The organism is Photobacterium lucens (genome assembly GCF_009873615.1).
Lineage (GTDB): Bacteria > Pseudomonadota > Gammaproteobacteria > Enterobacterales > Vibrionaceae > Photobacterium > Photobacterium lucens.
Genome location: NZ_SSMG01000302.1, coordinates 1 through 11,832, shown reverse-complemented (window position 1 = coordinate 11,832; position 11,832 = coordinate 1). Strand labels below are relative to the sequence as shown.

10 protein-coding genes are annotated in these 11,832 nt (G+C 38.6%); 3 read left to right on the top strand and 7 right to left on the bottom strand.

Annotation, left to right across the window (positions count from 1 at the left end; genetic code table 11):
- The first annotated feature begins 230 nt into the window (after positions 1-230).
- The 3 genes from trhO to E5A76_RS13005 all read left to right on the top strand — a co-directional run bounded on the left by trhO (position 231) and on the right by E5A76_RS13005 (position 2,436).
- Positions 231-1,214 carry an oxygen-dependent tRNA uridine(34) hydroxylase TrhO gene (gene trhO, locus E5A76_RS13015; protein ID WP_161119195.1) on the top strand — a complete coding sequence of 328 codons (984 nt, stop codon included), beginning with the start codon at positions 231-233 and terminating at the stop codon, positions 1,212-1,214.
- A 337-nt stretch (positions 1,215-1,551) separates the two neighbouring features.
- Positions 1,552-2,091 (top strand): porin family protein, encoded by a 540-nt coding sequence (locus E5A76_RS13010; RefSeq protein WP_161119194.1) that lies wholly within the window; start codon positions 1,552-1,554, stop codon positions 2,089-2,091.
- An 84-nt stretch (positions 2,092-2,175) separates the two neighbouring features.
- Positions 2,176-2,436, top strand: coding sequence for a helix-turn-helix domain-containing protein (locus E5A76_RS13005; protein WP_107165792.1), 261 nt, complete (start codon positions 2,176-2,178; stop codon positions 2,434-2,436).
- Positions 2,437-2,588: 152 nt separating this feature from the next.
- On the opposite strand, the gene E5A76_RS20700 is transcribed toward E5A76_RS13005, so the two are convergent.
- The 7 genes from E5A76_RS20700 to wecB form a co-directional block, all read right to left on the bottom strand.
- Positions 2,589-2,885, bottom strand: a complete 297-nt coding sequence (locus tag E5A76_RS20700) for a hypothetical protein (RefSeq protein ID WP_237459060.1) — start codon at positions 2,883-2,885, stop codon at positions 2,589-2,591.
- A gap of 32 nt (positions 2,886-2,917) precedes the next feature.
- Complete coding sequence (locus E5A76_RS20695; RefSeq protein WP_161119193.1) at positions 2,918-3,217, bottom strand: excalibur calcium-binding domain-containing protein; 300 nt, start codon at positions 3,215-3,217, stop codon at positions 2,918-2,920.
- A gap of 253 nt (positions 3,218-3,470) precedes the next feature.
- Positions 3,471-4,208 (bottom strand): DUF4124 domain-containing protein, encoded by a 738-nt coding sequence (locus E5A76_RS12990; protein ID WP_161119192.1) that lies wholly within the window; start codon positions 4,206-4,208, stop codon positions 3,471-3,473.
- A gap of 430 nt (positions 4,209-4,638) precedes the next feature.
- On the bottom strand, positions 4,639-5,562 hold the full coding sequence (locus E5A76_RS12985) for a DUF4434 domain-containing protein (RefSeq protein ID WP_161119191.1): 924 nt from the start codon (positions 5,560-5,562) through the stop codon (positions 4,639-4,641).
- The gene (locus E5A76_RS12980) at positions 5,484-8,498 is read right to left on the bottom strand and encodes an NfrA family protein (RefSeq protein WP_161119190.1); all 3,015 of its coding nucleotides are present in this window, start codon (positions 8,496-8,498) and stop codon (positions 5,484-5,486) included. Before E5A76_RS12980 ends, E5A76_RS12985 begins: the two co-directional genes overlap by 79 nt.
- The gene (locus E5A76_RS12975) at positions 8,495-10,693 is read right to left on the bottom strand and encodes a glycosyl transferase family protein (protein WP_161119189.1); all 2,199 of its coding nucleotides are present in this window, start codon (positions 10,691-10,693) and stop codon (positions 8,495-8,497) included. Before E5A76_RS12975 ends, E5A76_RS12980 begins: the two co-directional genes overlap by 4 nt.
- 3 nt (positions 10,694-10,696) lie before the next feature.
- Positions 10,697-11,764: a non-hydrolyzing UDP-N-acetylglucosamine 2-epimerase gene (wecB, locus tag E5A76_RS12970; RefSeq protein WP_161119188.1), complete on the bottom strand. Its 1,068-nt coding sequence runs from the start codon at positions 11,762-11,764 to the stop codon at positions 10,697-10,699.
- Between the last annotated feature and the right edge of the window lie 68 nt (positions 11,765-11,832).

Sequence of the window (11,832 nt, the reverse complement as noted above, 5' to 3'; positions counted from 1 at the left end):
TAATAAATAACCTAAGAATCAATATGTTAAGACCATCTTTGATATTAATGTGAAAAGAGTTTAAAAAATCAGGGATTTAAAACAGAGAATAAAGAGTTATCTCCCTGTTTTTAGTTGGTTTTTGTCGTTGTGCGAGTTGTTTATACTGCAACCGCTTTTAAAAAAGCTATGGTTATAAATACTACGGATAACGCTCTGGATTTACGATCCAGCTCGCAGAGGGAAGAACAATGACACAATACGTTGTATGTGCACTTTATAAGTTTGTTGCACTTGATGATTACCAACAAATCCAACAACCACTCAAAGATCTATTAGAAGCCAATAACATTAGAGGCACATTGCTACTAGCAAGTGAAGGGATCAACGGTACCGTCGCTGGAAAACGAGAATCCATTAATGCTTTACTGCAATGGTTTAAGCACGATCCACGCTTAGCCGATGTAGTTTATAAAGAATCGTACAATGCAGAGCAGCCATTTAATCGCACCAAGGTAAAACTCAAAAAAGAGATTGTCACCATGGGTGTGGAAGGGATTGATCCTCGCCATGTAGTGGGAACTTATGTAAAACCAAAAGAGTGGAATGCACTGATCTCTGATCCCGATGTCGTACTGGTTGATACTCGTAACGATTACGAAGTGGATATTGGTACGTTCAAAAACGCAGTAAACCCAAATACTGAAACCTTCCGCGAGTTTCCGCAATATGTGAAAGAAAACCTTGATCCGACTAAGCATAAAAAAGTCGCCATGTTCTGTACAGGTGGTATTCGCTGCGAAAAATCAACCGCTTATATGAAAGAGCAAGGTTTTGAAGAAGTCTATCACCTAGAAGGTGGCATTCTTAAATATCTAGAAGAAGTACCGCAAGAAGAAAGCCTATGGGAAGGCGATTGTTATGTGTTTGATGGTCGTGTTGCAGTTAATCATCAATTAGAAAAAAGTCATTACGATGTGTGTAATGCCTGTCGATTACCAATCACAGAACAAGACAAAGCATCAGAGCATTTTGAACAAGGCGTAAGTTGTCCAAAATGTATTGATAAACACAGCGATGAGCAAAAAGCCCGTTTTCGTGAACGTGAAAAACAAGTGCAATTAGCCAATGCGCGTGGTGAAACCCATGTCGGTGGTGATGCAGCACAACTTATAGAACAACGTAAACAAGCCAAACTTGCCCATAAAGAGCAGCAACGTACAGCTAAAAAGTAAAATCAAACCATATCCGTTTTTAAATAGTACAAACATAAAAGGAATAGGTAGCAATGCTTATTCCTTTTTTATAACTCAGCTTATGTGTTGATATTTCACCTAATGTTACATGCGCACAATCAATCCACACCCAATCATACATTCCTTATACAAATACAAATCATTCACTGTTCAGTTTCCATTCATAATCTATTCATATACTTGCCGACCTAAACAAATAGCGTCACTCAAGTAGTAGATAAACCGTCTGCTTTTACTTATTCATATAACTATAAAAAACATATAAATATCAATAAATAAGCTTATAACGTAAGCCTATTTACTGATAGGAGATAACATGCGATTAAAAACAGCTTTCACTTTATTATCACTTACTTTGCTATCTCAAACTGCAGTAGCGAACGAGAATATCATTGGCGGTTCTATCGGTTATGGCACCCAAAACTTTAAACTAAAATATGATGCGAATGATGGAGATACCGTTGCATTTGATATCTATTATCGTCATATGCTGAGCGATTACATGGGGGTAGAAGCCGGCTACACACGAAGCTATGATGGTATTTTTAGCGATTTTACCAGCTTACTGTCATCAGCTGATGTATCGTCATACGGTGGACCACGTTTATCACTGTACGGGCAATATCCATTAAGTCATGGTAATGCATTGTACGCAAAAGTTGGTGTTGCTTATCACTATGTTGATTACAAAATGAATAACGTAAAACATAATGAAAGTAAGGTGGGTGCCGACCTGCAAGTGGGTTGGGAAAAACGCTTCCATAACGGAATGGGTATCAACGTAGGTTACCAGTTTGCTGACAGCTCAATTTTAACTATGAACAATTTCTATGTTGGCACAAGCTACCGTTTTTAATTACCTCACTTAGCACAACGTATTATCCGCTGTAGAGGATAAAACCATAATATCCTTTATAGCGGATAATTTAAAGTGGGAACCATGCAAATCACATCAGCTAAAATGCTCGCTAATGCAGTGCGAGACCAACGTAAAGCACAAAGCAGAACCCAAAGTGATACCGCAAAACTGGTGGGGATTAAACAAACCACCGTATCTGCGTTTGAAAATAACCCAGAAAGCACCAAGCTAGAAACGCTTTTCAAGTTACTCGCCGCGTTAGATCTAGAACTGCATGTTCAGCCTCGTAACACAAACACCGAGCCTCACACCGCACAACAGAAGTGGAATGAGGAGTGGTAACCATGGACGTGTTAACGGTTGCAATGAATGGGATTTTAGTCGGCAGCTTAACCAAAGCCAACTCTGGTGCGATATCATTTCAATGATTGTTTATTGAGTTCTTGTTAGAGCGATTCGGTGAAAGGTAAGGCCAGAGATTATTTTGAAGATGTTTACGCCTTACTCTTCTCATCAACCAATTCAACCTGATTTGGAACCAGCCAAAGGATTGAGAAAAACACAATAAACACTACTAAAGTTGCTAACAACGAATTTTGTATATGGCTATTAATCAGTGAGTATAACGTCGCAGAAAAGAATGCCAGTGTTAATCCAGTAATTTTTCTACGACGGTTCGATGCCATAAGTGCTGAACATTTCACACAGCGATATTGAGTTGTGTATTTGCTAAATAACAAATAGCTAAGGGGAATAGGAGAGTGACAGTTAGGGCATTGATGCTTAGCCATGTTTTAATCCTGCATTGCTGATAGCGAAAAGGTTAAAATCTAGAATCGTTTTCACACGGAATACCATCTAAATCACCATCCATTTTAGTATCTGGACAATGTTCTAGGAAAAAATCAGCCTCTTTACGTGATGTCATTTGGCTACAATACTGACGACCATCACAAGTAAAGTTTAAATCTTGATCGAAGCTATCACTTTTACTCGCATACTTTTTCGTAATTTTTAAATCGGACAATTCAACGTCTATCTTATCTCGTAAATCAAAACCTTGATTTTCATAATAATGCCAAGCGGCATAACCAATAACAGCGAGAAAAATCAACTTCTTCATACCATTCCTTGTATTGTTATAAACAGTAAAATCAAACACAGCAATCCTTGCGGTTTAAAAGCGGTTTAATATACAAAACAATGAATATGAGTATTTGTGTAAATCGTCACACAACAGTAATCACACTAGTACTCAGATGCTAAATGTGTCGAATCCTAGACGTAAACAGCAATGTAATACGGTGGCAATGGAAGGGGTGTCATAGTGATTGAGCTAAGAAGATTAAAGCCGACAGTTAGTCGGCTTAACTAGGTTATAACTTTACAGAACTATCAAAGAAAGCCTTGTCTGTACTTTCACGAATTTCATCCGTGGTTTCAGAAATACTCGTTTTAACTAATGGGCTATAACGATAATCGAGAGTATATGTTGTTACTGATGGTAAGTTTCCAGTAAGAGAGATAATACTGTCTGTCTCTGCACCCCAAACTTTTTCAGTACCGACTAAGTTAACAAGAAACACTTTAGCTAAATCATTTGCTGTTGATGGGTAATCTTTGGATTCAATATATTGACCATACTTTGCTGAAAGCTGATTTACTAAACTCGTATAGAAGTATTGTTTTTCCTCTGCAGGTAATAGAACGACAAAGAAATTTACTTTTATGCGATATAACACTTGTGTTTTTTGGGTAAAAAACAGAGCTACATTTGCTTTTTGACCAGCAATCGTTGATGAGTAATTATAGATTCTAGCATCAGGCTGACTATTAGCATATTTCTCGTTGTACTGCGAATAAATGGCAGAAGTGCCTGGGTTTATAGGTAATTTCTTCATTTTGGCTTGCTTCTTAAAAGCCAGAATATTCATACCATACTTCCAGCCATCGAAAGTATCTAAATCTGTCATTCCATATTCATAGTCATCTTTACAAGGGAAATCTTGCAAAGTAATTTTGCCATCAACGCTGCACTTATAGATTTCAGAAGCAGCTAAAGAGCTAGTCATACTTGCCAATAAGCAAATTAATATCAGTTTATAACGTCTCATATTCATCCTTGAATAGTGGTTGCTATGAACATTATTACAATCAACATAACTCTATAGAATGGATTTATTTTGTTATTGCGAGTTGTGTTAAGAATCCAGCTAATGACTTAATAAAGATACAACACAACACAAGTGCGCATTATGTACCTTATGTTAAATACGATATCTGGATTAATAGTGTCGCTGATAGCTGACTAATATCTGTCACATAATCCCCACTACTTTACTGATTAATCATGCTTTTTAGTTTGTTACAGGGTCATTTAACAGTATTGCTGATTTACCATAAAATAGGTAATTACCATTAATAATTCTTGCTCTGCGAACGCTATGCATTCTTGAACAAGGATTATTTGGAATTACCCAAAAGCAAAGCAGCCTCAAACTCGATAAGAATTTGAGGCTGTTTTAATTACGCTTGGCGGTTCGTTTACTTTTCACCAACCAGTTTTAAAGGATTGGATGCGATTGGTAAGTAACGTAGAGAAAACATGGTGTTTGGATGGCACGTTTCTTCATTCAAAATACTGTCGAGTTTGCCTTTACTGACACGATCAGCTTTGAAAGTTTTGGCATCTTTGTCTTGCACGAAGATTTCGCGAATAACACCGACATTACAACCCAAGTTATTTAAGTATGCATGGCGCTCATCCGTTGCTAACGCTTGCGTTCCTGCGCCATCTTGTACGTAGACAATTAAACCTAAACCTGTCAGCTGTTCTGTCCATTGTTTTATCTGGTTTTCAGGTAATTGACCAGATAAGTAAAGGCTGATCATTAGCGGTTCATCGTACAGTTTTACTTGCTGTTTTAAGATTTGTGCCAGTTGTTCCCTTTGTGCTGGCGTTTTGAAATCATAGTCAGTTAACTCTAACGGCAAATACAATCCTTGCACTTTACTTGCGTGTATCTTTAACCAAGTTTGCCACTGTAAGTATGATTTATGTAACTGCGCAAAGTACTCATCTAAATACGCTTTTTGCGTTGCTGAATCACTATGTATTTGACGGAAGTAATTGGGATCGGAATATAACCCTACCCATAACTTTATATTGTCCTCTTGCAATGCTTCCATTCGCTTTGCTAACCAGCCATGTGATTCTCCGAACGCTTCATTGCCGTATTTTGTCCATTGAATCACGACATTTTTGATGCCAATGCTTTTTATTTCTGTCCCAAAGTGTTGCCATTGCTGTAATGGAATATCACGATCTTGGTTAAGTGGTTGATAGAAAATACCAAGATCGTGACTATCTACTGTTTGTTCACAGCCCGTTAAAAGGCAAAAGAAAAACGCAGTAAGACAGCATCGTCTGACTTGTTTACCTGTGAACTTTGTAATGTGTGTTGCCATTCGAGACCTACTTCTGAATCTACGTCTAACCCATTATATTTGGTGTTATGTGATTTCCAGTTCCAACTTGCGCCTAAGCCTGTCACGGTAGATGTGTTGTTACTGTCATCCGCCCATTGTATGAATGTATATGGCGTAAGTCTTTGTTGGTAATCATTTTTAATCTTGAATGTTTGACCAATTTCGTAACGTCCAAACAAAATATAGTCATGTATATTATCTAGGTATAACAGACCATCGGCATAAAGGTTCTGATATAACCAATGATTGAGATCAGGCTTCCATTCTTTTGACCATTTATCGTTTGAAAGTACGTTTGAACTTACACGTATATAAGGTCGTGTTTTATGATCATCACCGATAAGTCGTTGGCGTACACCGGCTTTTAAATAAGTATCATGGTTCGCAATCGGCTGAACTTGATACGATAAATCTAAATCTGTAGTGTTGTCTGACGATGTATCAGCAAATCCGCCATTACTTAATGTAGCAATGGAAACGGCAGAACGTGGCAACCAAGGATGCTCAAAATAGTATTTCGCTTCACCATATAAAAAGTAATTACCAGTACTGTTAGATACCCCTGGCATTGCTTGCTGTTGATCTGTCCCAATCCAACCAGCAACATTGTATTTCCAACCTAAGTTAATGTTTTTATGTGAGCTTTGTAAGTAAGTTAACAACTTCTTGTCTGGTGCTGGTTTGGTTAGCTCTTGATCAATGGCTGCTTTATATAGCTGAGATGCAAGTACTGTATCACCGTTTTTATTTGCAATATCAGCATATTGCGCAATCATATTGACATCTTTTTTATATTTCGGATGTTGATACGCACTGGCAAATGCACGTTGCGCTAATGCTGGATCTTCTTGATACGTTTGATACCCCAAGAATGCACTGGCATTACCGCTTTTATCTTTTTTAAACAGTCGTTCTGCCAATGCTTTATCGTTGTTTTTAGCAATGTATCTTGCGAAGTCTTTGGTTAATACTGACGACTGCGTATTATCTGCACCCTGCTCTATGCGTGATATTAATAGGTTTTGATCACCCATATTTTTCGCAATTTCAATACCAAGCTGCCACCATTGTTCATTATGCGGATCAAAATCCGATGCTAACCAACGCTGATTCGCGAGCTTTGTTTGCCCTGTCTCATTAAGTGTCTGAATATACAAATAACGAGAATACGGGGTGAGTTTTTTTAGATCGTCATTAGTACGTACTGCTTTATGCCAATATATTGCGCTAGTGTTGTAGTCTTCTCCTTTAGTAAACCATTGAGCTAACGTTAACGCTTGTTGCTGTGTTGGCTGACCATTCAATGATGCCCTGTAATGTTGGGCTGCTTTCAGTGGATCGCTGTCTGCAAGGCAATACGCTGTAGCTTGTTTTAAGAAGTCTGTTGTTGGTGTAGCTTCTTGTAATACCTGACACTGATGTTGCATTTGCCAAACTTGCGGTGACAATGTCACTTTTGTTTTATTGGCATCCGCTACTATTTGCGGTGAAAACAGCTCAACTTTACGTAATGCGATATCAATAATGTTTTGTACTACGTGAGGATCAGCGAGTAACTTACGCTTATGGGTTTTTAATCCATAATTTATCATTGATGCTGCTAATTCATCCCCATTTGGCAATTTTAACGCATTAAATACGGCATGATTTAAGTCGCTATTGTGGTGATCGATTTTGTAGGTACGGAATAAGATTTGCGCGGCTTTTTTGTATTGTCTTTGTTGTGAATACGCGTAAGCCAACTCACGAGACAACGATTCCCAATGGTAGTCATCGTGCAGTAAGTTAATAACTTTCGACCACGCCTTTTGCTGTTTATAGTGGCTTAATAACACCATCGTTTTCAGCTTTTTCGCACTTGCATGCTTAAAGTCAATCGCTTCGATCTGGTGATATAAACCTAGCTCACTCGCTAATTTGATCCACATGGTTGAATCTGTTTGAGGATCACACTGTTTAAGTTGTCGAATCGCTTGAGCTTTTTTATTCTCGCCAATCTCAGTTAATGTGGTTTTCAAGCAAGGTGTCATTGCCGAGAATGCATTTAGCGATTGCTTATCAAGTGAGTTTAAGTAATCACGCTGTTTCGCTAGGGATTCAGGTAACGCATCTTTAGCGTGTAACTGGTTAAGCTCCACTTTGGCTTTACTGTATTGATAGGTGGCGAGTAAATGCTCAATGTATTGACCGTAAAATGCTTGCTGATCACTTACCGATGTCAGTTTCGCACCATAACTTAATGCTTTATTTTCGTGACCATTTGCTAATGTGTTTAAGGCTAAAAACTTAAGGTCAGTTTCATTGCTGTGAGAGCCATGATGAAGCGTTTCTAAGATCGGTTGTGCCTTAGCATATTGCTTTTGTGCATAAAGGTTATAGGCCTCAAATCGTAATGCGGCTAGCGACTTATATTGCAGTGGCTTTCCTTCACTCCATTTCAATGCACTTGTAGTTCCATGGTGCTTATTAAGGTTATATAAGTTATCGAGGAACAAGCTGCGCATTTGTTTTTCAGTTAATGTATCCGCGATATTTTTCAATTGCGAATTGGTGTAAAACTTGCCTTTTTTAGCATCTTGTAGCCACATATTAAGAATGTCATCACCCCGCTGATCTTTTGGGATCTGAGATAAATACTTAAGCTGTGTTTTGACAGGCTTTTGGGCACTGACGGCTAACTGATATGCAAACTTTAAAAACGGTATGTGCTTGGGAGCGATGATCAAAGCGTGATCAACCTCAGCCAATGCCGCTGCATATTGCTTATTTGCTTGTTCTTCGTAAGCCCTATCAATATACGGATATGTGCGAAAATGCTCAGAATCTGATAAATGAGCATAGATATCATTGGCATGCACATTGATACTCATGAATGCGCAGGCGATAGCAAGTGATGTTTTTTTTATTTTATTCATGAGTATTGTCTGCATTCATTAATAAGGTTACTGGCATTCATTTGTTGAGCCATTTGTAATTCAAGCGCTTCATTAACCGCATCTTGAGTGACATAGTGATGGCTGATCAAAAAGGCACCAAAGCTTTTATCTTCTTCTTTTTCAAACGCTAAAATTGCCTGATTTAATACCGCAGGTTCAATTTTATTACTTAACAATAAGCACTGACCAAGCTGACTTTGACTAGCAAAATATCTATCAATCAATTTCTTATAGTTATCTAGAGAACTCGCATCATCACCTATTTCATCTTCGATGATTTGGTAAGGGTTGATGTTTTTCTGATCTAAATACCAGTAACGTAAACCTAATGTCACCGCACCATTGGTTGTGATCACACATTTAACGGGACACTTTAAACGACGCGTAATCGTCGCCAATGCAACAGGGCTAAGTGGCATCTCTTTACCTAAAATGAGCATTTCACCATCTTTACGTAATGGTAATACTGAGTATTTCAATGCGAGCTTTTTAGGTAGTAAATCAATCAACTCAGGATCCAATTCAAAAGGATCACAGTGTTCAAATTCAGCATCGTACTGCTCAGCAATGGCTTTACTTAAATCATCATTAGTTACAATGCCTTGCTCTACAAGGTAAGAGCCAAACAAGCGGTTTTTCGGCATATTTTCTAATAAACTGTTAAGCATCTCTTCTGAGATCTTCTTATTCTGTTTTAAAATTTCACCGACCGGTTTTTTGTTTGTTTCATCAGCAATAGATGGGAAATCGTGGGTGGTTTTATCCCATGCAACACGACGTGCATCCCCCTGTTGGATCACCTGATGAATAGCTCGTACGTTTGCTGCAAAGTTAATAACGGTACCCCAACATAAACGCAGTAGTGATAATCCCCCTTCCAAGTAACCGTAATATTGGCTAACAAAGAAGAAACGTTGGAATAACCGGTTGATTAACAACAAGGTATTAACGACAAGGATAATGTGCGTAATTCTGTCATTGGCAATAATTGACATAAAATGGTAGCCATCTTTTACCAAGTAGGAATAAATACTTAAGCCCACTAATTGTAGAAAGATAAGCATAGATAAGAAGCCAATTGTATTGTTAATAAAGCCCCTTCTATCACGCCATAGAAAGTAGTTTAGCTTCCAATCGCTAGTCCACTTCTGATTTTTAAATCCTTGGAATACGATACCTATGATCCAACGGCTTTTTTGACGCACAGCCGTTGAAAATGTGGTTGGGAAATACTCGCGGACACAGACAACATTACCGTCGTGTAGTGATACCCCAAATGAGTCTTCTTTTAGTGTTTGCTGATCTTTTTCAATGATTGGGAAACGAACAAAAATCTCATTCATTCCCCACTGTTTTAAGCGCAAACCGATGTCGTAGTCTTCAGTAAGTGATTGAACATCAAACGGTAGACCTTCACCTTCTTCCAATAATTTAGTAATCGCTTTACGACTAAAACAAGTACCTACACCTGCACTTGGTACCTGACCTGCAATCGCTTCACGAACGACAACATCTTTACCATGTAATTCTGCAAATTCATCGGCATAGTGACCCGGGGTCATTTGATACCATTTACGGGTATAGGGATAAACCGGAAGTTGGATCAGATCTTTATCAGGCAATAAGTAATTGTAAAGACGAAGTTCCATTGGCGACACGATGTCTTCCGCATCATGAAGAATAAAGCCTGAAAATTCGATTTTGGCTTTTTTCTCAAACTCGACGATTGAAGCAATGATGTTGTTTAAACAATCCGCTTTACTGGTTGGTCCTGGTCGCGCGCAAACCACTTTATGTACGTTAGGAAAACGTGCACAAACACGATCAACATCGTTTTGCGTTTCAGGATCGTTAGGATAAGTGCCTACGAATATTTGGTAATTCTCGTAATCTAAACGTGAAGCAGCCAGCTCTGCCATTTTGTCGATCACACCGAACTCTTGCCACGCTGGGACCATGATCGCTAATGGTTGCTCTTCTTTCTGATAAAGATCGTTAACGTTTTTACGTGAGAACTTTCTATATACTGTTCCTTTTCGCCAGAAATGACGTACCCAGTAATAGATATCAATAAACAAGTCATCGATACCACAGACACAAAGCGTTACCATGGTGACAAACAGCACGACACGTAAGCCGTAGAGGTAATAGAGAAAGAAATCAAACATATCCATGGATTAATACTCTTTTACACGCTGGCAAATCATTTCTGATGCATCGCCTTTACCATAAGGGTTTACACACTGTGTTGATTTACCACGTGTTAATAAAGTTAATGCAGCATCAACAATACGATTACTGTCTTCTGCACCTGCTAATACTGATAAACCTAAATTTAAGGCTTCAGGGCGTTCTGTGGTTTCTCTTAAAATCACAACAGGCGTACCATAGGTTGGCGCCTCTTCTTGAATGCCACCGGAATCAGTCATGGTAAGCACTGATGACGCTAAAACCTGTTGTAGTGCTAGATAATCCAATGGTTCAACAATTGTGACTTGTTCTACCCCATTTAGGTTATCGATAACGGCTTGTTTTACTGTCGGATTTGGATGAACGGCGACAATAAAATGTAATTCAGGTTTAAGTGCTGATAGCTGTTTGATCGCTTCGCATATCGTTGGGATAGATTGCCAATTTTCACGGCGATGGGCTGTAACTAAGACTGTATTGTTGATTTCTGGATTTAATATGCCTTTATCAAGTAGCAGTTTCTGCGCATCAATAGCAGTGTTCCCCGTTACCATCACGCTTTCAGGATTAACCCCTTCAGACAATAATGCCTGTTTTGCCATTTCTGTCGGCGCAAAATGTAAGTTAGCGATACGAGCGACTAAGGTGCGATTCGATTCTTCAGGAAATGGGTGCTGTAAATTGCCAGAGCGTAAGCCTGCTTCAACATGGCCAATACAAGGTACTTGAGCATAAAAAGCTGTCATTGCGCCCGCTAATGTTGAGCTAGTATCACCATGAACCAATACGCAATCATAAGCATTCTGCAGTAATAACGGTTGGATATTTGTCATTAAACCAGATAATAAGTCTGTTAGCGTGCTACCTGCAGGACGTTGAAAAACATAATCTGGCTTAATATCAAATACTTCAAAGGTTTGTTCAGCAAGCGTATCGTGCTGACCTGTATGACACCACTCTATCGCTTGTCCCTGTTGTTTAAACTGATTATATACTGGTGCCATTTTAATTATTTCAGGTCTTGTTCCTGTGATAATAAGTGTTTTTTTAGGCATTTAACTTCTCCTTTATTACACACAGAAAAACAAGCAGACATTATATCTGTGCACAAATAATTACTTAC